This window comes from Cryobacterium sp. TMT1-62, assembly GCF_004403145.1.
In the GTDB taxonomy this organism is placed as follows: domain Bacteria; phylum Actinomycetota; class Actinomycetes; order Actinomycetales; family Microbacteriaceae; genus Cryobacterium; species Cryobacterium sandaracinum.
This window is the reverse complement of the sequence record NZ_SOGZ01000002.1, coordinates 22,502-47,897: the sequence shown is the minus strand read 5'-3', so window position 1 is coordinate 47,897 and position 25,396 is coordinate 22,502. Positions and strand designations below refer to the sequence as shown.

Genomic DNA, 25,396 nt, shown 5'->3' with positions numbered 1-25,396 from the left:
GCGAGGGTAAGGGCGTTGTGCGTATCCACGATGGCGGGACCCGTGCGGTGGATGGAGCGCCGGCGGATTGTGGACATCCGTTTTCTGGGCACCGCGATTGCCGTCGACTTCATCGTCGTTCCGGTGGTCGCGTTCGGCCCGTCACGATTCGTTGCCGGCGCCCGGGCACTGCTCCTCGGTGCCCCGCTCGTGCTGCTGACTCCGTGTGTCGACTATGTGATCGGGTTCACCGGTCTGGCCGGCGGGGCACGTGAACGACTCCTGGCGGCCACACCTCTGCTGATGCTTCTACAGATTGTTCTACTTCCCATCTACCTGCTGCTGTTCGCCGGCCCGAACACCGTCTCGATGATCGAGATCGAGCCGTTCCTCGAGGCGTTCCTCGTCCTGATCGTGATTTCCCTGCTGGCTGCGGTCACGGTTCAATGGGTTGGCCGTCGGCACCGGTTCGGCCGGGCAATCGAAGCTGAGCAGATCCCAGATCGCGGCGGTGGGCACGCGGATTGCCTCGCTTCTGCTGGTGGTGGTGCTGTACATCGCGTTCCCGGTCATCATGGTCGTCGTCGGGTTGTCAGCGAATCGACTCGCACGCCTGGACGTGCCGGCGACTCGTGCGCTCGTCTTCAGCGGGTCCGTCCGCAATTCCCTGGTGGTGCTCCCTCTGGCACTTGCGCTACCGGAGTCCTTGTCCGTGGCCGCACTGGCCGTGGTGACCCAGACCCTCGTGGAGCTGGTCGGCATGGTGATCCATGTGCGTCTCGTACCTCGGCTCACCGGCCAGCGTCGAGCCGCCGACAAAATCGCACATCGATGACGGATGTGGCGGCGCATCCAGTGCCGCCTTCGGTCTATGAGAGGCCTTTCACTCTGTGTACAACACGCGCGAGGATGTGACCAGAAACGCACCGAAGACCCCTTGGCGTGACCAGAGTTGGCCCGTATTCGTCCGTGCCAGCGCGTGCACTTGCCACATCAAAACCGCGGAAATCCGCGGCATTTTGCCCCTGGAGCGGGTGGGCCGCACGGCCGAGACTACTGTCAGTTTTTTGGGTTCGAGTCCAGGCACCTCAGCACTACCGTGAGTTTTTATGAAAACCTGAGATTTGCGTATTTCCAGTCACACTGTTCGCACCGGGGACACTCAATCGCTGTCGTCGGCATGGTGTCTGTGAACGACGTCAGGGCACTAGGGAAGACTCTTCCCATGACGAGTGGAGAGTGACATGGTAACTGCGCGCCGAGGAGTGCCGGAAGTTGATGCGATCGTGGTCGGCTCCGGGCCCAACGGCCTCGCCGCCGCGGTCACCCTCGCCCGGGCCGGATTCTCTGTGCGCGTCTACGAGAAGTCCGCCGGCGTCGGTGGCGGCGCCGCGACCGCAGAACTGACCTTGCCGGGCTTCCACCACGATGTCTGCTCCGCCGTGCACCCACTCGCGCTGGCTTCGGAGTTCTTTCAACGATTTGGGCTCGCGGATCGGATCGAACTGGCAATTCCCAAGGTTTCCTACGGCCACCCGCTGCCGGGCGGCACCGCCGGCCTCGCCTACCGCAGCTTGACGCGCACCGTCGCCGAACTGGGCAGGGACGGCGCGGCCTGGCAGCGGTTGTTTGCGCCCCTCGTGGCGCATGCCGAGCAGGTCGCTCAGTTCACCGGTGCGCAGCTCCTGCGACTGCCGAAGCATCCGGTCACCGCGCTACGCTTCGGCTTACGCTCCCTCGAACAGGGCAGCCCGCTCTGGGGCCTGCGCTTCTCGGGCGAAGCCGCGCCTGCCCTGCTCTCCGGCGTCAGCGCCCATACGATCAGGTCGATGCCGAGCATCGTCACAGCCGGTGCGGGCCTCACCCTCGCCACGTATGCGCACGCGGGCGGCTGGCCGATACCGGTCGGCGGCAGCGGCGCGATCGTGACCGCGCTGGTCGACGATCTGCTCGCTCATGGCGGTGAGATCGTCACGTCGACCGAGGTGCGGCGGCTGAGCGAACTGCCGCCGGCCCGCGTGGTGATGCTTGACCTGACGCCGCGTGCGCTCCTGCGACTCGCCGAGGGCGAGCTTCCCGGCGCCTACGCGCGACGGTTGCGCGCCTTCCGGTACGGAAACGGCGTCGCCAAGGTCGACTTCGCGCTTTCGGGTCCGGTGCCCTGGCAGGCTGCCGGGGTGCGGGCGGCTGGCACCGTGCACGTGGGCGGCACTCGGGCTCAGATCCGGCGAGCCGAGAACACCGTTGCGCGCGGCGGACACGCCGAGGAGCCGTATGTTCTCGTGTCCCAGCCCAGCGGCACCGACCCCAGTCGCGCGCCGGCCGGTCAGCACACTCTTTGGGCGTACACCCATGTTCCGCGCGGATCAACCATCGACCAGACCGAAGCGATCGTGCGCCAGATCGAGCGCTACGCCCCGGGTTTCCGTGACACGATCCTGGCCAGCGCCGGTCGCACCGCGACGGAGATGGAACAGCTCAATCCCAACTACGTCGGCGGTGACATCTCGGCCGGCGAGGTGAGTCTGACCCAACTCGTGCGCCGCCCGGTACTGTCCACTGACCCTTGGCGCACCCCCCTGAGCGGCGTGTACCTGTGCTCGTCGTCCACACCGCCGGGCCCCGGCGTGCACGGCCTGGCCGGCTGGTACGCGGCCCTGAGCGCTCTTCGACACGACCTCGGGGTGCGCACAGCCCCCGATCTTTCCCCGACTAACCAGAAATAGGTGACACAGTGGCCGTGACCTACCGCACCATGAGCTGTACGCCCGAGACCGTTTTCGCCGTCCTCGCTGACGTCTGGCTGTACCCGAGCTGGGTCGTCGCAGCCTCCCGCATGCGGGCTGTCGACGCGGCCTGGCCGACAGCCGGAAGCTCCATCCATCACTCGGTGGGCGTCTGGCCGGCTCTGATCGACGACTCCACCTCTGCTCTGGAGTGGGAATCACCTAGGCACGCGCTGTTCACGGCCCGTGGCTGGCCGATCGGGGAGTTCCACGTGGCCCTCGATGTGAAGGCACGAGGTGGCGGATGCGTCGTGCGCATCACCGAGGACGCCACCGCCGACCCCGGCCGGTTCGTGCCCTCCTTCCTGCGCGGCCCGGCCATCAGTACGCGAAACGTGGAGACTTTGCGCCGGCTCGCTTTCCGGGCCGAGGGCGGTGCCGAGAGGGGCCCGAGAGCGCTCACCGACGCGTGACCACCCCCGGTACCGCGGCCATGATTGAGATGACCCAGTCCCAGTCCCAGTCCCAGTCCCAGCACGCTGGAGCGGACAGGAACAGCCGGGTCACGGGTGCCTCGGCCAGCAGATTACCCAGTGAGGTGTCTGCGGCATGTCCCTCGGATGGGACGGGCCAACATATTATTGACGGCACTGCCGCGGCCGCGGTGAAGAGAGTCGAGCCGTTCCATGTGCACCTGGAAGGACCACAATGTCAAACGTCATCAATCATCTGCCGGCGCAGTCCCGTATGACCGCAGGGAACCCGAAAAAGTGACCATCCCGAATCGTTTAGACGCCGATGAGTTCGACCGGCCTCGACATAAGAAGTCCGACTCCGTGTCCGATCCCGCCGCGCAATCGGGGAAGTAGATCGTGTTCCTTCTCTTCGGCACGCGTGCGCATCGTGCCGTGATAAATGTTGTCTCGTTTGTGTGCGGATATTGTGGGACTCTGGCCCAGCAGCGGGTGGTGAAAAAGTCGACGAAGTTTACGCTGTTCTTAGTGCCATTGTTTCCCCTTGCCAGGTCGTACGCCAACGAGTGCACCAACTGCGGTGGCACCACACGACTCACCGCCACCCAGGTTCGGCACTCATTGGATTGGGCGACATCACGGGCCGCAGAAGGCTAGGAAAGTTCGAAACAGCGAATAGTTGTCTGCCCTGAGCCCGTGCCGCTGCGCACTGGCAGATCACACGGACGCGGTCATCGTCGACGGACAGGCCTGGTTCGGAGAGCAACGCCCGAAGTCCTTCGGGAAATGGTTCGATTGAGTCGACCGCATTGCAATGGTGGTCCGTCTATTCGCTGCTTTTGGTTCGTCGCGGATGGCACGTCGACTGTCAGGCCGATGGGGAGAAGGCGTCGAGGGAGTGACGTGCGATCGGGTTGCAGTCGAGGGCGTTGCTGAGATCTTCTGGTGCCGCAGGCGCGTCGACATCCCTCATCGTGTTCCACGCCCCGGTCGCAGTGGCGACGTCGACCAGCTGAAGGGTGTGGTGGTCGTCGATCTCTCGCCGTTGGCCATCGCTCCATCCGAACACGTCAAGGTGGTCGAAGACGACTTCGTCGTTGATGGATCGTCCGGGCGCGGCCTTGAGGAAGGTGACCAGCCAGACGGGGCCCTGCCGGGCGTAATATCCGGTCTTCGCGTCGGCCAGTCCGACTGAACACGAGCGCGACGGCGGTAGAGAGGCTGTTCATCATCCGCGGAGCGCCGAGTTCGGTCTCGAACCAATTCGACGGAGATTCTCGTGTGAAACTGCATTTCGGGCGGATTTTCGGCAAATTTTGGCAAAATCTCGGCTCCCCTGCTGTATCCGTCGAATTCGTTCAGGACGGAGTTGTCCATCCGTGAAACCGTTACCGCCGAAAGCGATTGGTGCGCACTCCCCTCACACCACCGCGAGCGCCCGTGAACATCCATAGGGACGATTTCTGTCATCCGACGACTCTCAGGATCAGTCCGGTCGGGCGTCTAGGATCGAAAGTCCACGACGTCCTGGAGGAATCTTATGAAGTGCCCAAATGACTCAACCACCCTCGTGATGAGCGAACGCAGTGGTGTGGAAATCGACTACTGCCCCGAATGCCGCGGCGTGTGGCTGGACCGCGGCGAACTCGACAAGATCCTCGACCGCGTGGAAAAGGAAGCCGCCCAGGCAGCGCCGGTCCCACCGGTCGCCGGGGCACCGGTTCAGCCGTATCCGGACACCCGCAACCGCGCGCAGTACGGCGAGCGCGACCGGAGTTATGACGACCGAGACCGTGGCTACGACAATCGTGACGGGTACCGTCCCAAGAAAAAGGAGAACTGGCTCGGCGAACTCTTCGGTTAGACGTTCGCGGGCTCACCCGCTCACGGCTCGGCGTCTCTATTTGTGAGCAACCTCCCAGCGGGATTCCGAGCCGACTGTCAGAGCCCCGGCGTAGCATCAGGATATGAATCGTTTCGGAACAGGTCGTTGATCATGTCACGCAATTCAACCAAGTGGCTTCCCGCCATCGTCGTTCCGGTTGTCATCGCCGCCGGTGTGATTGCGCTACCTCTGCAGGCCGGTGCAGCCGTCGATCTGCCCGACAAAACGCCCGAGCAAGTGCTACTCATGGTCAGTGACAGCACCATCAGTGCGTTCTCCGGCACCGTCGAGAAAACAGCCGAGCTGGGACTACCCGACATCGACCTGAGCGCCGGCATGTCCGAGTCCATGAGCGACTCGATGGCTGAATCCGCACCGGAAGGTAAGACCGAACCGGGGGCGGCGGCCACCGGAGCGCTCGCCTCCGTGATGGAACTCTTCAGCGGCTCGCACACGGCCCGCATTCATGTGGACGGCAGTGACTCCGACGGCCCCGCGAAAGCCCGCGTGCAGATCCAGGACCGCATGGCCGAACGCAACGTGGTGAGTAACGGCACGGATGTATGGACCTACGACTCCAAGACCAACACCGCCAGCCACCTGACCATCCCCGCCGACGCCCGGGCCATCGCCGAGGCGAAGTTCGCCGAAATAGTTGACTCTGCCCCGGCCGGCCTGTCGACGCCCTCGCAGGTTGCCGAGCGCTTTTTGAGCGAGATCGACCCGAGCACCACCGTCTCGGTCGGCACCGACGGCACCGTGGCCGGTCGCACGGCCTATGAGCTGGTGCTCACCCCCAAGACCACACGGACCCTGGTCGAATCGGTGTCGATCTCGGTCGACTCTGAGACAGGGGTGCCGCTGCAAGTCACCGTGCGCGCCGACGGCCAGGAAGACCCCGCTCTTCAGGTCGGCTTCACCGCCGTCGACTTCAGCACCCCGTCCGCCGATTTGTTCGACTTCAGCCCGCCAGCCGGCACCACCGTCGAAGAGGTCGCCCTTCCGGTCATGCCCGAGATGACCGAGATGCCCGCCGACCAGGCCAAGCCTGAGATTCCGGCTGAGAAGCTTCCCCTCGTGACGGGAAGCGGCTGGGACGCCATCGTCGAAGTGCCCGCGGCATCCGTTCCGTCCGAACTCAACGCCAACCCGCTCATGTCGGAACTGGCGACCGCGGTCGACGGTGGGCGACTATTCTCAACAGCCCTGGTCAACGTGTTTCTCGCCGATGACGGCCGTGTCTTCGCCGGATCCGTTCCGGTGGAGATGCTCCAGGCCGCCGCCGCCCAGTGATCACGACACAGTGACAGCCGCAACCCCGGCTCCCGATCTCGCGATCGAGAGCCGGGGTCTCACCAAGCGCTTCGGCGAGCAGATCGCCGTGAACGAGATCGACCTGGCCGTCCCGCGCGGAGCGGTCTTCGGATTCCTCGGGCCGAACGGCTCCGGTAAGACCACCAGCATCCGCATGCTGCTCGGCCTAACCCAGGCCAGCAGTGGGCAGATCAGCGTGCTGGGGCAGAGCATGCCCGACAGTCTGCACGCGGTGCTGCCGCGCGTGGGCGCCCTCGTGGAGGGGCCGGCGTTCTACCCATTCCTCTCCGGAGCCGCCAACCTGCGCCGGCTCGACACCGCCGACCGCAACGCGCCGTCTAGCACGCGAGGCGCCCGGGTCGAGCAGGCGCTGGCGCGCGTGGGCCTGACCCACGCCGCCGGCAAGAAGGTAGCTGCCTACTCGCTGGGCATGAAGCAGCGCCTCGGCATCGCCAACGCGCTTCTGCAGCCGCGCGAGCTGCTCGTGCTCGACGAACCCACGAACGGGCTCGACCCGCAGGGCACCCGCGAGGTGCGCAGCCTGGTGCGGTCGCTCGCGGCCGAGGGCACCACGGTCTTCGTCTCGAGCCACCTGCTCGCCGAGGTGGAGCAGATGTGCACTCACGCCGCGGTGATGAGCGGCGGCAACCTCGTGGCCCAGGGCACGCTGGCCGACCTGCGCCACGTGGGCCAGACGCGGGTCCGCGTGCGCACACCGGATGCCGCCGCGGCCGCAGCCGTGCTGACCGGCCTCGGTCTGGCACCCGTGCACAGCGACGTGCCCGAGCAGGACCCCTGGGTCGCGGCTCCGCTGCCCCGAGAAATGTCGGTCGACCTGACCGGGCAGCCGGAGTCCATCGTCACGGCTCTCGTCGCCGGTGGCGTGCGCGTGCGCGGTTTTCTGATCGAGGAATCCAGCCTGGAAGAACGTTTCGTGGCCCTGACCGGAGAAGGTTTCGATGTCCTCCAATAGCGTGGCGAGCTCGAAGGTGTCGGGCAACGGCGTTCCGAGCAGGCGCCGATCAGCCGGACCGGCCCTGCTCGGCTCCGAGCTAACGGTGCTGTTCCGCCGCCGCCGCACCTGGGCGATGCTGGTCGCCATCGCTCTCATCCCCATCCTGCTCGCCGTCGCCGTGCGGCTTTCGTCGGAGACCTTGGCACCGGGAGAGGGCCCGCCCTTCCTGGACCGGGTCACCCAGAACGGCCTGTTCGTGGCGTTCACCGCCATGATCGTGGCCATCCCGTTGTTCCTTCCGCTCACCATCGGCGTCGTCGCCGGCGACACCATCGCGGGGGAGGCCGGGCAGGGCACCCTGCGCTACCTGCTCGTGGCCCCGGCCGGGCGTTTGCGCCTGCTACTCGTCAAGTACGCCGGCGTCGCCGTGTTCTGCCTGGCCGCGACGTTGACCCTTGCGGTGGCCGGGACCCTGATCGGGGCCGCACTGTTCCCGGTCGGGCCGGTGACACTGCTCTCGGGCGATGTGATCAGCGTGCCGGAATCGCTGCTGCGCTCCGGGCTGATCTCGCTCTACGTGACAGTCTCACTGCTCGGCTTCGCGGCGATCGGGTTGTTCATCTCCACCCTCACCGATGTTCCCGTGGGGGCGATGGCCGCCACGGTCGTGGTATCGGTCGTCGTGCAGATCCTCGACGTGCTCCCGCAACTGTCGTGGCTGGATCCGTGGCTCTTCAGCCACTACTGGCTGGGCTTCGCCGACCTGTTGCGGCAGCCCATGGACCTGGGCTCGTTCGGCGACAACGTGCTCCTGCAACTGGGCTACATCGCCGTGTTCGGTACCCTGGCCTACGGCCGGTTCTCCACCAAAGACATCTTGTCCTAACCCTGTGTCCGGTTGGGATCACCACGCCCGAACAGCCGACGACGTTTGGCCCGCGGATGCTCGACACCTGTCGATCAGGTCTGGCCCGCGGCCGCGGGGTGCGGGCTGGGGTGCGCCTCGGCTGCCACCCGGGTTCGGGGGACGCCCGCCCGAGGACGTAGCGTTGCTACTTCAGAACCCGAGTCGGGCCGCTTCACAACCGTGAGGCCCCAACGGGTTGACACGGTCGTCCTCTGGGTGGCTGCGTCTGTGCCGTTTTGAGGAAGAAGCCCCATGCCTGAACGCACCACCGCGGTACCCGGAACCTCACCTACCGGGGCCGCAGCCCGAGACTCGCACGCGGATCCGAGCCTTGCTCGCTCGCTGAGTCGGCGGCACATCCAGATGCTCGCCATCGGCGGCACGATCGGAACCGGGCTATTCATGGGCGCCGGCAAGACCATCTCCCTCGCCGGGCCGGCCGTGATCTTCGTCTACATGATCATCGGCTTCATGCTTTTCTTCGTGATGCGGGCCATGGGCGAGATCCTGCTGTCCAACCTGAACTACAAGTCGTTCAGCGACTTTGCCGGTGACCTGCTCGGCCCGTGGGCGAGCTTCTTCACCGGCTGGTCATATTGGGCGTTCTGGGTGGTCACCGGCGTCGCCGACATCGTGGCCATCTCCGGCTACGTCGACGTGCTGGCACCGGGCACGCCGCTGTGGATCCCCGCGCTACTCACTCCGGTTGCGCTGATCCTGCTCAACCTGCCGAGCGTCAAGGCGTTCGGTGAAGCCGAGTTCTGGTTTGCGCTGATCAAGGTCGCCGCCATCGTGGCCCTGATCGGAACCGGCCTGGTAATGATCATTACGCACTTCACCTCCCCGTCGGGTGCCGTGGCCGGCTTCGAGAACATCTGGAACGACGGCGGGATGTTCCCGCACGGCGTCGCCGGCTTCGTGCTCGGCTTCCAGATCGCCATCTTCGCCTTCGCCGGAATCGAGCTTGTCGGCACCGCGGCCGCGGAGACGAGGGACCCGGAGAAGAACTTGCCCCGAGCCATCAACACCATTCCGCTGCGGCTGCTGCTCTTCTACGTGGGTGCCCTGGTGATCATCATGTCGGTCAACCCGTGGCGCACCATCGACCAAGGCAGCAGCCCTTTCATCGGCATGTTCGCCCTCGCCGGGCTGGGGGTCGCGGCCATCGTCGTCAACCTGGTCGTGCTCACCTCCGCCGCCTCGAGTGCCAACTCCGGCATCTACTCGACCTCCCGGATGGTCTACGGCCTCGCGCAGGACGGCAATGCCCCGAAGACCTTCGGCACGCTGAGCAGCCGCAAGGTGCCGAGGAACGCCCTGCTGTTCTCCTGCATATTCCTGCTGGCCGGGCTGGTGCTGCTGTACACGGGTGATTCCTTCATGGGCGCTTTCACGCTTGTCACCTCGGTGGCATCTGTGCTGACGATGTTCGTCTGGTCCATCATCATGGTCAGCTACCTCGCCTTCCTGCGCCGCCGTCCCCACCTGCACGCCGCCTCGAAATACAGGATGCCGGGCGCTCGGTTCATGCCCTGGGTCGTGCTGGCGTTCTTCGCCTTCATGCTCTGGGCCCTGGGCCAGGCTGACGACACGCGCCTCGCGCTGGTCGTGGCCCCGGTCTGGTTTCTGGCCCTCGGCGCCGCGTGGTACGTCAACCGCAAGGCGCCGCTGCAGCAGGCCCGGATCGTGGAGTGGAAGGCCGACGTTCAAGCAGAGAAGGCCACGCTCGTCCGGCGCTAGATCCGCGGCCGCCGCGACCAGCGGTCTGCCTTCATCGCGAGGTGCAGTTCCAGCCGCACCTGGCCGCCCAGCGGGTCAGCGCCGATCAGGGTGCGGATCTTCGCCAGCCGGTTGTAGATGCTGCTGCGGTGCAGGTGCAGGGCCGCCGCGACATCCTGAACCGACCCGTCGGTGTCGTAGAGCAGTTCCAGCATCGGAAGCAACTCGTGGTTGTCGTCGAAGTCCCGCAGCTCGGCGAAGTAGACCGATTCCACGGGGGAAAGGTTGCGGCTGCTGGCCGCGAGGAACTGGTAGACGCCGATCTGGCGGAAATCGGCGATGGTGCCCAACCGGGCGTCGACGGCGGCGGCCTGCACCGCTTTGCGGGACTGGATGTAGGCATCCGGGAACCGTCTGAGATCGGTGAACACCTCGCTGAAGCCCATCAGGTCGGGGCGTTCGGGGGTGCCGCCGCGCCGGGCGAGTTCGTACCGATAGCGGTGAAGCATCTCGGTGTGTGCCACCTTGCCCGCTGAATCGCGCAGCAGCACAACCGCGTGGGTCTCGGTGCCGGCGCTGAACCGGGCCGCGTCGATGCCGACCGTAGCGTGCAGCGCCGAGATCCGCTGGAGCAGAACGCCGGCGGCGAAATCGGGCGTGGCGTCGCCGCCGTCGGCCTGCTCGACGGGGCGGGGCATCAGGGTGGCGAGATGCCACGGGCCGGTCCCATGAATCTGCGGCCAGCCCGCGATCTCCTCGATGGCGGATGTCTCCGCCTGGCAGGCCGCGAGGAATAGGGCCTCACGTTTCCGGCGGTGCTCGGATTCGGCGGTGTTGCTGTCGAGCAAAGTCTCGGCCAGCCGGTCCAGCTGGCCGCGCACGGCGGGTAGCTCACGGAGGATCGCCTCCGGGGATTCGTCGTGCGACCCCTGCATCGCCCACAGGTAGCCGACCCGGAACCCCCGCACCATCAGCGGCACACAGACGCGGCCGAGCATGCCCAGCGCGGCGTTGGCGGGGACGGCGACGGGACGGACCGCTGTGCTGATTCCGTGCTGCAACTGCCAGGCGCTGACGTCGGCGGGCACCTTCTTGCTCAACAGGAAATTGACCCGCACGCTGTCGGCGAGCGGCTGGTCCCGGCTGTACGCCAGCAGGCCTCCGTCGAGATCCTCGAGCGAGAGGGCGCGGTCCAGGCCGGCCGCGAGGTGTTCGACCAGGTCTTCGATTTCCGCGGTTCTCATTGGCTCAATGTTAGGGGGCCGGAGCAGGCCGGAAACGGACATCAGGCGACGCTTGCCGGGTTGACGCGCGACAACTGTCGAGTGACAAAGCGGTTCCCCATCTCGGTGACCGGTGCGGTCCGGAGCGAAGCCGACCGGGATCACCAGGAAAACCCCTGAACGCGAGGCTTATTTATGCTGCGGTGGAGCCGTTGTCGGCATCGGTCTCCGCCGCTGGACCTCAGGCCCGACGGCGGCGTGCGGTTCGGGCCGAATTGGTGGATTTAGTCTTGACCCCGCTGCGGTTCACTGTCGAAAGTGGCGCCGCAGCCCCCTGTCACAAGTTCAATTGAGCAGTACTGAGCAACGGAGTCGGCCATGATCATCGGTGTACCCAAGGAAATCAAGAACAACGAATTCCGCATAGCCATCACAGCCTCGGGCGTGCACGAGTTCCTGGCCGCCGGTCACACCGTGTTGGTCGAAAAGGGTGCCGGCCTCGGATCGCACATCACCGACGACGAGTACCACGTGGCCGGCGCCGAGCTGGTCGACTCCGCCGACGAGATCTGGGCCCGCGCCGACATGGTGATGAAGGTTAAGGAACCGGTCGCTTCCGAGTACCACCGCTTCCGCGAGGGTCTGATCCTCTTCACCTACCTGCACCTGGCCGCCGAGCCCGACCTCACCCGCGCCCTCGCCGAAGCCGGCGTCACCGCCATCGCCTACGAGACGGTGCAGACCGCCAACCGCGCGCTGCCGCTGCTGGCCCCGATGAGCGAGGTGGCCGGCCGACTGGCCGTGCAGGTCGGCGCGCAGTCCCTGATGGCCCCGGCCGGCGGCAAGGGCGTGCTGCTCGGCGGCGTGCCCGGGGTGCGCCCCGCGAAGGTCGTCGTGCTGGGCGCCGGCGTCGCCGGCACCAACGCGGCCGCCATGGCAATGGGCCTCGGCGCCGACGTCACGATCCTCGACATCAACATCGACCGGCTGCGCCAGCTCGACGCGCAGTACCAGGGCCGGCTGAAAACCGTCGCGTCCAACTCCTACGAGATCGAGAATGCCGTGACGGATGCCGACCTGGTCATCGGCTCCGTGCTGATCCCGGGCGCCAAGGCCCCGAAGCTGGTCACCAACGCTCTCGTGGCGCGCATGAAGTCCGGCTCCGTGCTGGTCGACATTGCCGTGGACCAGGGCGGCTGCTTCGAGGACACCCACGCGACCACGCACGAAAACCCGACCTACCGCGTTCACAACTCGATCTTTTACTGCGTTGCCAACATGCCCGGCGCCGTGCCGAACACGTCGACTTACGCGCTGACCAACGTCACCCTGCGGTACGCCCTCTCACTGGCCAACCTTGGCGTGAAGGCGGCGCTCGAGCGCGATGACGCCTTGGCCCTCGGCCTGAACGTCGCCGCCGGAGCGGTCACGAACCGTTCCGTGTCCGAAGCCCACGGCCTGCCGCTGGCCGACTGGCGCGAGCTCGTCACCGCGTAGCGCCGCGAGCGTTCCTGGCCTGCCACCGGTCGAGCAACCGGTGGTCGGGCTCGTCGAGAGGCGGCGACCCGACGTCCGGAGGCTCCCGTTCGGCGCTCGAGCTCGTCGAGACCCGGTGCGCCACCCCGCGCTAACTTCGGAGATTTTCGCAAGACGCCGCTCAGCCGGGCGCGAAAACCGGGGTTTCCCGAAAATCTCCGAGATTACGTCACGATGGATGCCCGTTGCTGGCACTGCGACGCTGCGGCGCCCGTTAGCTTAGCGGGGCGCCGGAACAGCCGTCCCCGTCAGGCGCTGCACCAGGGCGAGGGAGTGGTGCAGTAACTCGCCGGGGCTGCCGGTGAAGCCGCCGGAGAACCACTTCTGCATCGAGTAGCGCATGACACTGCCCGCGAGGGCGACGACCATTCTGGCCTCGTCGGCCAGATCGGGGGTGCCCGTCTCGGTGCGCCCCTGGGCGTGGAAGCGGTCGAGGACCAGCTGCACCAGATGCGCCTCCAGCTCCGCGATGCGGGACGTCTCCCCGGTGAGGAGTTCCGGGGTGCGCTCGATCAGCATCCTGCGGCTACGGAGAAGTTCCGTGTCGGGGGAGTGGTCGGCCACGGCGGCAGCGATCATTTCGACGAGGTCGCCCAGCACGTCCCGGCCGGTGCCGTGCACGAACGCCTGGTGCTCGGCATCCGTCGGCTGAGGCGGCGCGCCGCCGAGGAACACGCCGTCCTTCGTGCCGAAGTAGTTGAAGAAGGTGCGCGGCGAGACCACGGCCGCCTCGCAGATCATGTCGACCGTCACCCGGTCGTAGCCGTGCTCGAGCGCCNTCGAGCGCCAGCGAGATGGCGGCCCGCTCCAGCGCCGACTGGGTGGCCGCGCGCTTGCGGGCGCGCAGCCCCAGGTCGGCGGCGGGGCCGGCCGGACCGGGGCCGTTCGGGCCCGCACCGCTCGGACCCGTGCTACTCATACCGCAGGGCGTCGATCGGGTTCTGCCGCGCCGCGGCCCGGGCGGGCAGGGTACCGGCCAGGAAGGCGATCAACATGACGACGCCGATGATGATGGCGATCGAACTCGGCGCGAACTGCACGACCTGAAGTCCGGGCAGGTTCTCGAACACGGTCGTAGCGAGGATGTTGCTGATCACCGAACCGACGCCCACCGCAACGAGCGCGCCCAGGGCGCTGCCCAGGAAGCCGATGAAGACGGCCTCGGTGCTGAACAGAGCGTAGACACGGCCGCCGTTCATGCCCATAGCCTTCATCAGCCCGATCTCCCGGGTGCGTTCCTGCACGCTCATCAGCAGCGTGTTGATGATGCCGAAGCCGGCGGCGATCAGCGCGATCACGGCGAAGGCGTTGAGCACGCCGATGATGACGTTGATCACGGTTTCGAACGAGCCGATCTGGTCCGCGACGGTCTGCGAGGCGTAGCCCTGGTCGGCGAGGTCGGCCTTGATCGCGACGATCTCCTCGTCGGAGGCGTCCAGGTCGAACCGGGCGGTCGCACTGGCGTAGCTCTGTGGTGCCCCGGCGGGGGTGCCGGCGAGTTCGACGTCGTGCAGCCGGTCCGTCAGCGGCTGGTTGAGGCCGGCCCCAGCGCCAAGGATGGTCTCGTTCTGCACGCCGACGATGGTGGCCGGAACCTGCTGCGGGGTGCCCGCGAAATCAGTGATGCCGATGGAGACGGTCTGGCCGATGGCCGACTCCGGGGTACTGAAGCCCAGCGCGTCGAGGTAGGTGGTCGGCAGCAGAAGCTGGTCGGTGGCGCTCTCGTTGTCCAGTTGAGCCCCGGCCGCCAGGTCGGCCGTGGTGAGAGTGGCGGGCGCGTTCACGGTCAGCTCGAACTTTCCGCTGCCGTCGTACTCGATGAAGTCGGGCGTCACCTGCACCGCCGGGTCGACGCCGAGGATGCCGCTGGTGGCCTTGATCGTGTCGAGATCGGCGTCGGTGAGCGCCTGGATGGTGCTACCGGGGCGCGAGCCGTTGCCCAGGCTGATCGTGGTGGCCTTCTCCGGGTCATACGCCGCCGGTCCGTCGCTCTCCGTCGCCGCGGCGTCGTCGGTCTTGGAGACCGTGAGCACATCCGCCGCACCGATCGCCGAGACCTGGCTGTTGATGTAGCTCGTCACCCCGGTGCCGATGCCGCTGGTGATGGTGAGCGTGAACGCGCCGATGAAGATGGCGATGACGGTCAGGCCGGTGCGGAGCTTGCTGCGAAAACTGTTCGCGATCGCGGATGTGATGATGTCGACGAATTTCATGCGCGCGCTCCCTCGGGCTTCGAGATGGCTTCAGGAGATCTGGTGACGTCCTCGATCCCGTCCCGGATGAAGATCTGGCGGTCGCAGCGGGCAGCGAGATCGATGTCGTGGGTGACGATGATGAGCGTGATGCCCTTGTCCTTATTGAGGGAGAAGAGGATGTCCTCGACGACGGCTCCGGTGGCCGTGTCGAGGTTGCCGGTCGGTTCGTCCGCGAAGATCACCTTCGGGTTGTTGACCAGGGCCCGGGCGATGACCGCGCGCTGCTTCTGCCCGCCGGAGAGGTTCATGGCCTTGTTCTTCGCCTTGTCGGCCAGCTCCAACTGCTCCAAGGCCTTCATTCCGCGCGCCCTGCGCGCCTTCGGGCTGACCCCGGCTATCTTCAGGGGGAGCACGACATTCTCGAGCACACTCGCATTGGCGGTGAGGAAGAACTGCTGGAAGACGAACCCGAAGTCCTGGTTACGAAGCCGGTTCACCTCCTTGCCCTTGAGCTTCTTCGCATCCGTTCCCTCGACCAGCAGCGCGCCGCTGTCCGGGTCGTCTAGCAGCGCCAACAGGTGCATGAGCGTGGACTTGCCGGACCCGCTCTTGCCGACGATGGCGACGGATTCACCGGCGCGGATGTCGACGGAGACTCCCTTGAGCGCGTCGAAACGGTTCGCCCCGCTCCCATAGGACTTGCCGATGTTCTGGGCCGAGAGAACGGGAACAGTCATAGGGGCAGCATCCTTCGGGGGAGAAGTCATCGGGTCGCACGTGTGCAGAGCCATCAAAATTACAGTAGCTGCACCGATGCCGCGTCAGCTGGGTGCGCCCTGTGCAGGGGCGGTGCATTCCCTTCTTTGGTTTTGGGCCGGACAAAGCGGGGCCCGGATCAGTGGATCCAGGCCCCGATGCCTATCGGTTCTCGGTCAGCGCCCCATTCTCAGGCGGCGGATCAGCCAGACGGTTGCCCCTGCCAGGACCAATCCGATCAGGACCATGATCCCGGGAGCCGAGCGATGGAAGCTCAGCGTCTCGGCGCCATCGGCCAGCTTGCCTGAACCGGCGGCCACCTTGGCATAGCCGGCGCTCAGCTCGGCGGTGCCGGCGGCGAGCGTGTTCGCACCGTCAAGGAGCGTCCCGGATCCGTCCGACACCTTCTCGGTGCCCTCGGCCAGGGCAGTGGACCCGGTTTCGAGCGCAGTGGTGCCGGCGACCAGCGTGGACGCCCCCGCCGCGAGGGTCTGCGTGCCGTCGGTCAATGACCCGGCGCCGACCGAGATGCGGGTTGCGCCGTCGGCGAGACTCACAGCGCCAGTTGCCAGGGTCGTCGCTCCCGTGAACAACGACGAGGCGCCGGCGGCTACTCGGCTGGTGCCGCCTTGGAGGGAGCTTGCACCGGTGGAAACCACGCTGGTGCCGGCCGCAACCCGTTCGGAACCGGCGGTGAGGGCCTGCGTACCGACCTGGAGTTCCGAGGCCCCCGTCGCGACGGCACCTGTCCCCGCGGCCACCGCGGCAGCTCCGCCGGACACCTGGGCCGCGCCGGCGGCGAGGGTTGTGAGCCCGTCGCGCAGTTCTGCGGATCTCGTCTGGAGCACCGCAGTGCCCTCGCTCAGGGGCGTCAAGCCGTCGCGGAGGACGGCCGAACCGTCCCGAAGGGCAACAGCCCCGGACTCAACCCCCGTGGTGCCCGTGTGCAGGCTGGAGGCGGCGGAGCTCAGCCCCTGGAGAGTGGCCAGAAGGGCGTCCGGGGTGATCGTGTCCGCCTCGACCTGGTCGGCCAGGGTGGCGAGTGCGGCATCCAGCCCCGTGGCTCCCGCAGCGACGCTGCGGGCTCCGTCGCTGAGCTCGGTCGCCCCCAGCGCGAGGGCCTCGGCGCCGCGCCGGGCCTGGTTCGTGCCCTGGGCGGCGGATGCCGTTCCAACGGCGAGCAGGACCGAGCCGTCGCGAGCCGTCCTGGCGCCGAGGGCAGCCTGGCCGGCGCCGGTGGCCACGGTTGCCGCACCCGCGGCAACCTGCGTTGCGCCGGCGGAGACTTTTATGGCGCCGGTCCCTGTTGTGGCGACGCCGGCGGCGAGAGTCGCCGCACCGGTCGCAGCAGCTCCGGCACCGGCGGCGAGAGCGCTCGCTCCGCTGGCGGCGGTGGCGGCGCCAACGGACAGCGTCTCCGCGCCCCGTGCGGCCGATTCGGCGCCGAGCACCAGCCTGGTGCTGCCGCTGACGCTCGTGAGTGCTCCGTCGAGGAGGGTGCCGGCGCCGGCCGAAGTGTTCGCCGCACCTGTCGCCAGGCTGATGGCGCCCGTGTTGGCCCGGGTCGCCCCGGCCTGGAGGTCGGTCGCACCGGCGGCCGCGGCGGCCGCGCCCTCCGACAGCGTCTCGGCGCCCACGGCGAGTTGTGCCGCGCCGCCGGTGACTTTCAGGGAGCCGGTTTCCACCGTGACGGCTCCGGTGGAGAGTTCTCCGGCGCCGCTGGCCAGCCGCCCGGTGGTCAGGAAGAAGAACGTCAGCAGCATGACCAGCATGAGGCTGAGCCCGGCCACAATGGAGCGAATGCCAATGGTGCCTGGGCGGGATAGTGCACGGTCAGATCTCGTCATTGAGGCTCCTTGAAAGACGTGAGCAGGCATGCGGGCATGCCGGAACTCGCGTGGTGTGGTGTGCGGTGCGCGGTCAGACTCCGACGTCACGGCCGGTGGTTCACGGCCGTGCGGCACGGTGGCGCGCCGAAGTGACACGACCGTAGCAGTGGGGAGAAGCCACGAACCGAAGCCCGGAAAAGTTCGGGGCCAGGGCTAACGCATTCCGCGCTGACTATATATCGTTTGTGGGATTCCTACAGGGCTACCCCCCGAGAGGAGCGTCAAACATCACAGGTCAAGGGACTCGTTCGGCTCGAGCGGGAAGAAGTCGCCGCCGTTCTGCTCGGTGGCCCACTGAATCCGGGCGTTGGACAGTTCCTTGCCGCCCCGGGAGAGTCCCATTTCGTGGGTGGGGAAGGTGCGGCGCGGCTCGAGGGCCAGCACGTAGTCCATCACCTCGCTGATCTTGAGCCAGGGCGCGCCGGCCGGAACGGCGAGGGTCTGCACTGTCACGCCTTCCGGAATCGCAAACGAGTCACCGCCGTAGTAGAGCTCCTCGTCGACGAGCACGCCGAGGTTGTCGATCACCGGGATCGTTTTGTGGATGATGGCGTGCGTGCCGCCGAAGAAGCGCAGCCGAAACGGCCCGGCCTCCACGGTGTCGCCCGCGCTGACGACGGTCACGGGATAGCCGGCGGCGGCGGCCGCGACCCCGGCCGGGGCAAAGATCGCCACGTCGGGGTTCAGGGCGATGATGCGGTCCAGCTGTTCCGGGGTCCAGTGGTCGGGGTGCTCGTGGGTGAGCACGACGGCGACGGCCCGGGCGGTGTCGGTGAGCGGGCTCGTGAACGAGCCGGGATCGATGAATAACTTCTGGCCGGCCTTGTCAAGAATCAAAGCCGCGTGCTCGAGTTTCGTCAGTTTCATGGATTGAGCTAATACCCAATCCCAGAGCGCTGCAAGCTGAGACCATACTGGAGCGGTGCCTCCATGTCTTCACCTCGTCGTCGCCATCAACGCCGCCGCCGCTTTCGGTCGCCGCAGGGACGTCGGCCCTCGGGTTGCCCAGGCCCTGGTCGTGGCCGGCCACCAGGTGACCAGTCTGAGCGCCCCCAGCTTCGACGCGCTTCGCCGCGACGTCCAGGGCGCACTGGTGTCGCGGGTCGACGCGCTCGTGGTCGTCGGCGGCGACGGGATGGTCAGCCTTGGCACCAACCTCCTGGCCGGTACGAGTCGATTCCTGGCCATTGTGCCGTGCGGCACGGGCAACGACCTCGCGCGCGGGCTGGGGATCCCGGTCGACGACACGGATGCCGCCATCCGTCACCTGCTCGATGCCCTCATCCGCCCGCCGCGGGCCATAGACGCCGCCCGGGTGCGGTGCGGCGACACGACGATCTGGTTCGCGGGCGTGCTTTCGGCCGGGTTCGACGCCGTGGTCAACGAACGGGCCAACCGGATGCGCCGGCCCCGCGGGAAGAGCCGCTACACCCTGGCCATCCTGCTGGTGCTGACGACGTTTCGGCCCATCTCCTACCGGCTGACCGTCGACGGCCGGCCACGCCGGATGCGGGCCATGCTGATCTCCGTAGCCAACAACGTGTCGATCGGCGGCGGCATGCGCGTCGTTCCGGGTGCGGTGATCGACGACGGCCTGCTGGACCTCTTCATCGTGGCCCCGCTGTCGCGGGCGGGTTTCCTCCGCGTCTTCCCGAAGGTATTCTCGGGCACGCATACAACCCTGCCGCAGGTGGAAATCACCCGGTGTTGCAGCATCCGGATCGACGCCGACCGGGTCGCCGCCTACGCCGACGGGGAGAGGGTCGGGGCAATGCCGGTGCAGGTCGACGTGGTACCCAAAGCCCTGCTCGTGCACGCCTGAGCCGCTCAGTTTGGTTTTAGCTATCGGCGTGTGGCATATTGAATGAGTTGCAAAACGGCCCCATCGTTTAGCGGCCTAGGACATCGCCCTCTCACGGCGGTAACGCGGGTTCGAATCCCGCTGGGGTCACACCAGCCCGGTTTCCTTCTTTTCGAGGGGCACCGGGTGTCTTATTTAAGCGAGACCCCGGTAGACTCCACGGAGTGAAGGGGACTGTCCCCGTGCCCGTTCGGGCACCTCGCCGTGAACGTCAACACGGGCCGCGTCGCAGGGGCCCGACACGGCGGTATCGATCCATCGATACGGGAGAGACTCTCAGGTTTCCTGCTGCCTCCAGCATCCCCTTCAGTGAAAGGCTCTACACGCATGGAAATTGCTCTCCCGCTCTGGTTTGAGATTGGGTCGCTCGTCGTCCTGACGCTCATCCTGGTTGCCGACCTCCTCATCGTCTTCAAGCGGCCGCACGTGCCCTCGATGCGCGAGGCCAGCCTGTGGGTTGCCTTCTACGTGGGACTGGCCCTGATCTTCGCCCTGCTGATGTTGGTCCTGGGCGACGCCGAGCACGCGGGGCAGTTCCTCGCCGGCTGGCTCACGGAGTACAGCCTCAGCATCGACAACCTGTTCGTTTTCGTCATCATCATGGCGAGGTTCTCGGTGCCCCGGAAGTACCAGCAGGAGGTGCTGATCGTGGGCATCATCATCGCGCTGGTGCTGCGCGGCATCTTCATCCTGCTCGGAGCCCAGCTGATCGAGAACTTCAGCTGGATCTTCTACATTTTCGGCGCGTTCCTTCTCTACACGGCCGTGCACCAGGCGGTCGCAAAAGAGCCCGACGTGGACGAGGCCGACAACGGGCTGATCCGTTACCTGCGCCGACACATGAACATCTCGTCGACCTTCGACGGTTCGAAGTTGCGCACCCTGGTCGACGGCAAGAAGGTCTTCACCCCCATGCTGATCGTGCTCCTCGCGATCGGCACCACCGACCTGGTCTTCGCCCTCGACTCCATCCCGGCGATCTTCGGCATCACGCAGAGCCCCTTCATCGTGTTCACCGCGAACGTGTTCGCCCTGATGGGGCTGCGTCAGCTGTACTTCCTGCTGGGCGGGCTGCTCGAACGCCTCGAATACCTCAATTACGGGATCGCATTCATCCTGTTCTTCATCGGCGTCAAGCTTGTCTTCCATGCCCTGCACAACAATGAGGTCTTCTTCATCAACGGCGGCGAGGGCGTGGGCTGGGCTCCGGAGATCGACACCTGGACTTCTCTCGGGGTGATCGTGGTTTCCATGGCCGTGGCCACCATCGCCAGCCTGATTAAGGCTCGGCGGGATGCTCGCCGGCGCGGTCACACCCTCGCCGAGGAAATCCCCCACTTCGTCGAGGAGTGACATTCGCCGACGTGCCTCGCACGCACTCGAACACAGGAGCTGACGTGGCCTCGCAGAGTGAGAGCGAACTGGTGCTCCCCGCAACCCGTGCGCGGTTCGTGTTCAGTGCCCGGAGCGACGTCGGCCGCGAGCGCAAGGTCAACGAGGACAGCTTCCTGGCCCAGGCCCCGGTCTTCCTGGTCGCCGACGGCATGGGTGGTCATGCCCAGGGCGACGTGGCCAGCCAGACAGTCGTGCGGGTCTTCGAGGAACACATCGCCTGCGACGCACCTTCGACCCCGGAACGCGTGCTCGACGCCATCCACTCGTCGAACGATGCGGTGCGCGACCTCAGCGCCGTCGACGACTACGGCACCGCGGTGTCCGGTACGACGCTGTCGGGCATCGCGTTCGTCGACGCCGGCGACGACGTCGGCTTCCACTGGATGGCCTTCAACGTCGGCGACTCGCGGGTCTACACCTGGGACGGGCACACGTTGGCGCAGCTGAGCGTCGACCATTCCGCTGTGCAGGAGATGGTCGACGCGGGTCTCATTTCCAGTGACGAGGCGGAGCAGCATCCGGAACGCAACGTGATCACCCGCGCGATCGGCGCCGACGAGTCCGTGGACGCCGACGTGTGGCTGCTACCGGCGTCCGGGCGGCACGCGTTCCTGATCTGCTCCGACGGACTGACCAAGGAACTCGGCGCGGCCGAGATCGCGAAGATCCTGGCATCCTATGACGGTGATAGCTTGCCCAGCCGGTCCCGCGCAGACGTGCTTGTCGACGCGGCTCTGGCCCGCGGCGGACACGACAACGTGACGGTCGTCTATGTGGAGTCGGAACTGGGCAACCCTGAGCAGGACGACACCGCCGACACGGGCGAAGCAGCGCGTCACAGATAGAGTGACGTCGTGGACACAGCGGAAAGCACCCTCGAATGAGGGGCGTCAGGCAAAGCTCGCACACGCACAGTGTTAGCCTGTCAGGGTGCTGCTGCGTCGACCCTCTCTTCCCTGCCGCGACGAGTCCCAGTTCTGAGGCCTCTCTCGTCGTGGAGTTTCTGGTTGGCTGCATACCCATCGTTGAGGAAGACGCACACACATGACTGACGCACCACTGCTGGAAGAACGTCCGCGTACTCTGGCCGAAAAGGTTTGGGACAAACACCTCGTCGCCAAGGGCGAAGACGGCACGCCCGACCTGATCTACATCGACCTGCACCTCGTGCACGAGGTCACCAGCCCGCAGGCTTTCGACGGATTGCGCTTGGCCGGACGCCCTCTGCGCCGCCCCGATCTCACCATCGCCACGGAAGACCACAACACGCCGACCCTGGCGATCGACCGGCCCATCGCCGACCTCACCAGCCGCACCCAGATCGAGACGTTGCGGCGCAACTGCGAGGAATTCGGCATTCGCCTGCACTCGCTCGGCGACATCGAGCAGGGCATCGTGCACGTCGTCGGACCGCAGCTGGGACTGACCCAGCCGGGCATCACCGTCGTCTGCGGCGACTCGCATACCTCCACCCACGGCGCCTTCGGGGCCATGGCGCTCGGCATCGGCACAAGCGAGGTAGAGCACGTGATGGCCACCCAGACTCTGCCTCTGACACCCTTCAAGACCATGGCGATCACCGTCGACGGCACTCTCCGCCCCGGCGTGACGGCCAAGGACATCATCCTCGCCGTGATCGCGAAGATCGGCACCGGCGGTGGCCAGGGCTACGTGCTCGAATACCGCGGCAGCGCCATCCGCGCCCTCTCCATGGAGGGTCGCATGACCATCTGCAACATGTCGATCGAGGCCGGCGCCCGCGCGGGCATGGTGGCCCCGGATGCGATCACCTACGACTACCTTCAGGGTCGCGCACACGCCCCGGAAGGCCAGGATTGGCTCGACGCGGTCGGCTACTGGGACACCCTCGCCACCGACGACGGCGCTGTGTTCGACGCCGAGGTGCTGCTCGACGCCGACACTCTCGAACCCTTCGTGACCTGGGGCACCAACCCCGGACAGGGCGTGTCCCTGAGCGATACCGTGCCGGACCCGTCCGGAATCATCGACGCCAACGAGCGCTCGGCCGCCGAACGCGCCCTCGAGTACATGGACCTGGCGGCTGGCACCCCGATGAAGGAGATCCGGGTAGACACCGTCTTCCTCGGCTCCTGCACCAACAGCCGGGTCGAGGACCTGCGCGCCGCCGCCAACATCATCCAGGGCCATAGTTTGGCCCCCGGCGTGCGGATGCTGGTGGTGCCCGGTTCTGCGCGGGTGCGCATCGAGGCCGAGGCGGAGGGCCTCGATAAGATCTTCATCGACTTCGGCGCCGAATGGCGCTTCGCCGGCTGTTCGATGTGCCTCGGCATGAACCCCGACCAGCTCGCTCCCGGCGAGCGGTGCGCTTCCACGAGCAACCGCAATTTCGAGGGCCGTCAGGGCAAGGGCGGGCGCACGCACCTCGTCTCCCCGCTGGTCGCGGCGGCGACCGCCATCCGCGGTACGCTTTCGAGCCCGTGGGACCTGGTCCAGGATGGAGACGAGTAAGTAATGGAAAAGTTCACAACCGTCACGGGCATCGCGCTTCCACTGCGCCGCTCCAACGTCGACACCGACCAGATCATCCCCGCCGTCTACCTCAAGCGCGTCACCAAGACCGGCTTCGAAGACGCCCTCTTCGCCCGCTGGCGCGCCGACCCCGACTTCGTACTCAACAATCCGGCCTACGAGGGTGCCCGCGTGCTCGTGGCCGGCGCCGACTTCGGCACCGGCTCTTCGCGGGAGCACGCCGTCTGGGCGCTACGCGACTACGGCTTCGACGTGGTCCTCAGCCCCCGCTTCGGCGACATCTTCCGCGGCAACTCCGGCAAGCAGGGTCTGCTCGCCGGCCAGATCTCCGAGGCCGACGCCCAGCGCCTGTGGGACATCATCGAGGCCTGTCCCGGAGTCGAACTGACGGTCGACCTCGTGTCGAGGACCGCCCGCGTGGGCGGCCTCACCGTTCCGTTCGAGATAGATGACTATACCCGGTGGCGCCTCCTCGAGGGCCTCGACGACATCGGACTCACCCTGCGCGATGAAGCGCGGATCGCAGAATTCGAATCCCACCGGGAGCCATGGCGGCCCCGCACTCTCCCCGCAAGGCAGGTACGTTTGTGAGCACCATCAGCGAAAACACCCAGGACCGTGAAGACGACCAGAACCGGTCGGACGCGCAGAACCGCGAGAACGCCCAGAACTGGGGCGCGGCCGTCGGGCTGCAGGGCGACCGGATCACCATCCGCGGTGGCATCCCCCTGGTCGGCCGGATCGAACTGAAAGGCGCGAAGAACCTGGTCACCAAGGCCATGGTCGCGGCCCTTCTCGGTGAGAGTCCCAGCACGCTCAAAAACGTGCCGAACATCAGCGACGTGCGCATCGTGCGCCAGCTGCTCGAAGTGCACGGCGTCAAGGTCACCGACGGCGCTGAGCCCGGCGAACTGCTGCTCGACCCGGTCGACGTCGAGAGCGCGCATTTCGCGGCGATCGACGCGTACGCCGGTTCCTCGCGCATCCCGATCCTGTTCTGCGGCCCTCTGCTGCACCGCCTCGGGGAGGCGTTTATCCCCGATCTGGGCGGCTGCCGCATCGGCGACCGCCCGATCGACTACCACCTGGACGTGCTGCGCAAGTTCGGCGCCGTCGTCGAGAAGCAGCCCAACGGCATCCGGATGTCCGCGCCCAACGGGCTCAAGGGCACCAAGGTATCCCTGCCCTACCCGAGCGTCGGCGCGACCGAGCAGGTACTCCTGACCGCCGTGCGCGCGGAGGGCATCACCGAGCTCAAGGGCGCGGCGATCGAGCCCGAGATCATGGATCTCATCAACATCCTGCAGAAGATGGGCGCCATCATCACGGTCGACACCGACCGGGTGATCCGGATCGAGGGCGTCGAGCGCCTCGAGGGCTACAACCACCGCGCCCTGTTCGACCGGAACGAGGCGGCCAGCTGGGCGGCAGCGGCCCTGGCCACCGACGGCGACATCTTCGTCGGCGGCGCACGCCAGCCCGAGATGTTGACGTTCCTGAACGTGTTCCGCAAGGTCGGCGGGGCGTTTGACATCGAAGACGACGGCATCCGTTTTTACCACCCGGGCGGCGACCTCAAGCCCGTCATCATCGAGACGGATGTGCACCCCGGCTTCATGACGGATTGGCAGCAGCCGCTCGTGATCGCCTTGACCCACGCGCACGGCGTCTCGATCGTGCACGAGACCGTCTACGAGCAGCGCTTCGGCTTCGTGGACGCTCTCGTCGAGATGGGCGCCACCATTCAAATCCACCGGGAATGCCTCGGCGGGCACCCCTGCCGGTTCGGCCAGCGCAACTTCAACCATTCGGCCGTGATCACCGGGCCGACGAAACTGACCGGCGCCGACATCGAGGTTCCCGATTTGCGCGGCGGCTTCAGCCACCTGATCGCGGCGCTGACCGCGAAGGGAACCTCCACCGTCAGCAACGTCGGAATCATCAGCCGCGGCTACGAGAACTTCATCACCAAGCTTCAACTGTTGGGGGCTGACTTCGATCTCGAAGGATAATGGGGCTGTGCCAGCATCCGATCCAGCGTCCGTGTCCGATCCAACGCCCCAGACCCACAT

24 protein-coding genes, 1 tRNA gene and 1 pseudogene are annotated in these 25,396 nt (G+C 66.6%); 18 read left to right on the top strand and 8 right to left on the bottom strand.

The window, feature by feature from the left end:
- Window positions 1-30: 30 nt before the first annotated feature.
- Window positions 31-378: pseudogene (locus E3T34_RS16225) on the top strand (arsenic resistance protein); the annotation flags it as partial.
- Here E3T34_RS16225 and E3T34_RS16220 read toward each other — a convergent pair.
- Window positions 301-498, bottom strand: a complete 198-nt coding sequence (locus E3T34_RS16220) for a hypothetical protein (RefSeq protein ID WP_241977297.1) — start codon at window positions 496-498, stop codon at window positions 301-303. The pseudogene E3T34_RS16225 and the gene E3T34_RS16220 sit on opposite strands and share 78 nt — an antisense overlap.
- On the opposite strand from E3T34_RS16220, the gene E3T34_RS16215 reads away from it, so the two are divergent.
- From E3T34_RS16215 to E3T34_RS16210, 4 genes are all read left to right on the top strand, one after another.
- Window positions 491-814 (top strand): hypothetical protein, encoded by a 324-nt coding sequence (locus E3T34_RS16215; protein ID WP_241977296.1) that lies wholly within the window; start codon window positions 491-493, stop codon window positions 812-814. The genes E3T34_RS16220 and E3T34_RS16215 overlap by 8 nt on opposite strands.
- A 409-nt stretch (window positions 815-1,223) precedes the next feature.
- Window positions 1,224-2,705, top strand: a complete 1,482-nt coding sequence (locus E3T34_RS00270; RefSeq protein WP_134341779.1) for an NAD(P)/FAD-dependent oxidoreductase — start codon at window positions 1,224-1,226, stop codon at window positions 2,703-2,705.
- A gap of 8 nt (window positions 2,706-2,713) precedes the next feature.
- Entirely contained in the window at window positions 2,714-3,178 is a 465-nt protein-coding gene (locus E3T34_RS00265) for an SRPBCC family protein (RefSeq protein ID WP_174843111.1), read from the top strand.
- Window positions 3,179-3,577: 399 nt separating this feature from the next.
- Window positions 3,578-3,835, top strand: a complete 258-nt coding sequence (locus E3T34_RS16210) for a zinc-ribbon domain-containing protein (protein ID WP_134341778.1) — start codon at window positions 3,578-3,580, stop codon at window positions 3,833-3,835.
- A gap of 211 nt (window positions 3,836-4,046) precedes the next feature.
- Here E3T34_RS16210 and E3T34_RS00255 read toward each other — a convergent pair whose 3' ends face one another.
- Entirely contained in the window at window positions 4,047-4,247 is a 201-nt protein-coding gene (locus E3T34_RS00255; RefSeq protein ID WP_134341777.1) for a hypothetical protein, read from the bottom strand.
- A 471-nt stretch (window positions 4,248-4,718) separates the two neighbouring features.
- Between E3T34_RS00255 and E3T34_RS00250 the strand changes: the two genes are divergently transcribed.
- The 5 genes from E3T34_RS00250 (at window position 4,719) to E3T34_RS00230 (ending at window position 9,979) form a co-directional block, all read left to right on the top strand.
- Window positions 4,719-5,042: a zf-TFIIB domain-containing protein gene (locus E3T34_RS00250; RefSeq protein WP_104102983.1), complete on the top strand. Its 324-nt coding sequence runs from the start codon at window positions 4,719-4,721 to the stop codon at window positions 5,040-5,042.
- Window positions 5,043-5,174: 132 nt separating this feature from the next.
- Window positions 5,175-6,356, top strand: coding sequence for a DUF2092 domain-containing protein (locus E3T34_RS00245; RefSeq protein ID WP_134341776.1), 1,182 nt, complete (start codon window positions 5,175-5,177; stop codon window positions 6,354-6,356).
- A 10-nt stretch (window positions 6,357-6,366) separates the two neighbouring features.
- A complete protein-coding gene (locus E3T34_RS00240) occupies window positions 6,367-7,350 on the top strand; it encodes an ABC transporter ATP-binding protein (RefSeq protein WP_233191527.1) in 984 nt (327 codons plus the stop codon).
- A complete protein-coding gene (locus E3T34_RS00235) occupies window positions 7,337-8,218 on the top strand; it encodes an ABC transporter permease (RefSeq protein ID WP_104102992.1) in 882 nt (293 codons plus the stop codon). Before E3T34_RS00240 ends, E3T34_RS00235 begins: the two co-directional genes overlap by 14 nt.
- 273 nt (window positions 8,219-8,491) lie before the next feature.
- Window positions 8,492-9,979, top strand: coding sequence for an amino acid permease (locus E3T34_RS00230; RefSeq protein WP_104102995.1), 1,488 nt, complete (start codon window positions 8,492-8,494; stop codon window positions 9,977-9,979).
- On the opposite strand, the gene E3T34_RS00225 is transcribed toward E3T34_RS00230, so the two are convergent.
- Window positions 9,976-11,202, bottom strand: a complete 1,227-nt coding sequence (locus E3T34_RS00225) for a CdaR family transcriptional regulator (RefSeq protein ID WP_134341775.1) — start codon at window positions 11,200-11,202, stop codon at window positions 9,976-9,978. The genes E3T34_RS00230 and E3T34_RS00225 overlap by 4 nt on opposite strands.
- Window positions 11,203-11,559: 357 nt before the next feature.
- On the opposite strand from E3T34_RS00225, the gene ald reads away from it, so the two are divergent.
- Complete coding sequence (gene ald / locus E3T34_RS00220; RefSeq protein WP_134341774.1) at window positions 11,560-12,678, top strand: alanine dehydrogenase; 1,119 nt, start codon at window positions 11,560-11,562, stop codon at window positions 12,676-12,678.
- A 258-nt stretch (window positions 12,679-12,936) separates the two neighbouring features.
- Here ald and E3T34_RS00215 read toward each other — a convergent pair whose 3' ends face one another.
- The 5 genes from E3T34_RS00215 to E3T34_RS00195 all read right to left on the bottom strand — a co-directional run bounded on the left by E3T34_RS00215 (window position 12,937) and on the right by E3T34_RS00195 (window position 18,424).
- Window positions 12,937-13,614 carry a TetR/AcrR family transcriptional regulator gene (locus E3T34_RS00215; RefSeq protein ID WP_370326999.1) on the bottom strand — a complete coding sequence of 226 codons (678 nt, stop codon included), beginning with the start codon at window positions 13,612-13,614 and terminating at the stop codon, window positions 12,937-12,939.
- Between the two features lie 14 nt (window positions 13,615-13,628).
- Entirely contained in the window at window positions 13,629-14,930 is a 1,302-nt protein-coding gene (locus tag E3T34_RS00210) for an ABC transporter permease (RefSeq protein WP_104103007.1), read from the bottom strand.
- Window positions 14,927-15,649 carry an ABC transporter ATP-binding protein gene (locus E3T34_RS00205; RefSeq protein WP_104103010.1) on the bottom strand — a complete coding sequence of 241 codons (723 nt, stop codon included), beginning with the start codon at window positions 15,647-15,649 and terminating at the stop codon, window positions 14,927-14,929. The genes E3T34_RS00210 and E3T34_RS00205 overlap by 4 nt, the downstream gene beginning before the upstream one ends.
- 195 nt (window positions 15,650-15,844) lie before the next feature.
- Window positions 15,845-17,515 carry a hypothetical protein gene (locus E3T34_RS00200; protein WP_134341772.1) on the bottom strand — a complete coding sequence of 557 codons (1,671 nt, stop codon included), beginning with the start codon at window positions 17,513-17,515 and terminating at the stop codon, window positions 15,845-15,847.
- 270 nt (window positions 17,516-17,785) lie between these two features.
- Entirely contained in the window at window positions 17,786-18,424 is a 639-nt protein-coding gene (locus E3T34_RS00195) for an MBL fold metallo-hydrolase (RefSeq protein ID WP_134341771.1), read from the bottom strand.
- Window positions 18,425-18,479: 55 nt separating this feature from the next.
- Between E3T34_RS00195 and E3T34_RS00190 the strand changes: the two genes are divergently transcribed.
- The 7 genes from E3T34_RS00190 (at window position 18,480) to murA (ending at window position 25,336) form a co-directional block, all read left to right on the top strand.
- Complete coding sequence (locus tag E3T34_RS00190; RefSeq protein ID WP_134341770.1) at window positions 18,480-19,379, top strand: diacylglycerol kinase family protein; 900 nt, start codon at window positions 18,480-18,482, stop codon at window positions 19,377-19,379.
- Window positions 19,380-19,435: 56 nt separating this feature from the next.
- A tRNA-Glu gene (locus E3T34_RS00185) sits at window positions 19,436-19,508 on the top strand.
- Between the two features lie 237 nt (window positions 19,509-19,745).
- On the top strand, window positions 19,746-20,771 hold the full coding sequence (locus tag E3T34_RS00180) for a TerC family protein (RefSeq protein ID WP_134341769.1): 1,026 nt from the start codon (window positions 19,746-19,748) through the stop codon (window positions 20,769-20,771).
- A 44-nt stretch (window positions 20,772-20,815) separates the two neighbouring features.
- The gene (locus E3T34_RS00175; RefSeq protein ID WP_233194172.1) at window positions 20,816-21,658 is read left to right on the top strand and encodes a PP2C family serine/threonine-protein phosphatase; all 843 of its coding nucleotides are present in this window, start codon (window positions 20,816-20,818) and stop codon (window positions 21,656-21,658) included.
- A 199-nt stretch (window positions 21,659-21,857) separates the two neighbouring features.
- Window positions 21,858-23,303, top strand: coding sequence for a 3-isopropylmalate dehydratase large subunit (gene leuC, locus E3T34_RS00170; protein WP_104103021.1), 1,446 nt, complete (start codon window positions 21,858-21,860; stop codon window positions 23,301-23,303).
- Window positions 23,304-23,306: 3 nt separating this feature from the next.
- Complete coding sequence (gene leuD, locus E3T34_RS00165; RefSeq protein WP_104103024.1) at window positions 23,307-23,915, top strand: 3-isopropylmalate dehydratase small subunit; 609 nt, start codon at window positions 23,307-23,309, stop codon at window positions 23,913-23,915.
- Between the two features lie 98 nt (window positions 23,916-24,013).
- On the top strand, window positions 24,014-25,336 hold the full coding sequence (murA, locus tag E3T34_RS00160) for a UDP-N-acetylglucosamine 1-carboxyvinyltransferase (RefSeq protein ID WP_233191550.1): 1,323 nt from the start codon (window positions 24,014-24,016) through the stop codon (window positions 25,334-25,336).
- Window positions 25,337-25,396: the final 60 nt, after the last annotated feature.

What these genes read in the sequence shown, in the direction of transcription:
- E3T34_RS00195 (WP_134341771.1), bottom strand. Translation starts at nt 18,424, where the DNA reads ATGAAACTGACGAAACTCGAGCACGCGGCTTTGATTCTTGACAAGGCC.
- leuC (WP_104103021.1), top strand. Translation starts at nt 21,858, where the DNA reads ATGACTGACGCACCACTGCTGGAAGAACGTCCGCGTACTCTGGCCGAA.
- E3T34_RS00270 (WP_134341779.1), top strand. Translation starts at nt 1,224, where the DNA reads ATGGTAACTGCGCGCCGAGGAGTGCCGGAAGTTGATGCGATCGTGGTC.
- E3T34_RS00180 (WP_134341769.1), top strand. Translation starts at nt 19,746, where the DNA reads ATGGAAATTGCTCTCCCGCTCTGGTTTGAGATTGGGTCGCTCGTCGTC.
- E3T34_RS00210 (WP_104103007.1), bottom strand. Translation starts at nt 14,930, where the DNA reads ATGAAATTCGTCGACATCATCACATCCGCGATCGCGAACAGTTTTCGC.
- E3T34_RS00205 (WP_104103010.1), bottom strand. Translation starts at nt 15,649, where the DNA reads ATGACTGTTCCCGTTCTCTCGGCCCAGAACATCGGCAAGTCCTATGGG.
- E3T34_RS00250 (WP_104102983.1), top strand. Translation starts at nt 4,719, where the DNA reads ATGAAGTGCCCAAATGACTCAACCACCCTCGTGATGAGCGAACGCAGT.
- E3T34_RS00230 (WP_104102995.1), top strand. Translation starts at nt 8,492, where the DNA reads ATGCCTGAACGCACCACCGCGGTACCCGGAACCTCACCTACCGGGGCC.
- leuD (WP_104103024.1), top strand. Translation starts at nt 23,307, where the DNA reads ATGGAAAAGTTCACAACCGTCACGGGCATCGCGCTTCCACTGCGCCGC.
- E3T34_RS00225 (WP_134341775.1), bottom strand. Translation starts at nt 11,202, where the DNA reads ATGAGAACCGCGGAAATCGAAGACCTGGTCGAACACCTCGCGGCCGGC.
- E3T34_RS00245 (WP_134341776.1), top strand. Translation starts at nt 5,175, where the DNA reads ATGTCACGCAATTCAACCAAGTGGCTTCCCGCCATCGTCGTTCCGGTT.
- E3T34_RS00235 (WP_104102992.1), top strand. Translation starts at nt 7,337, where the DNA reads ATGTCCTCCAATAGCGTGGCGAGCTCGAAGGTGTCGGGCAACGGCGTT.
- ald (WP_134341774.1), top strand. Translation starts at nt 11,560, where the DNA reads ATGATCATCGGTGTACCCAAGGAAATCAAGAACAACGAATTCCGCATA.
- E3T34_RS00200 (WP_134341772.1), bottom strand. Translation starts at nt 17,515, where the DNA reads ATGACGAGATCTGACCGTGCACTATCCCGCCCAGGCACCATTGGCATT.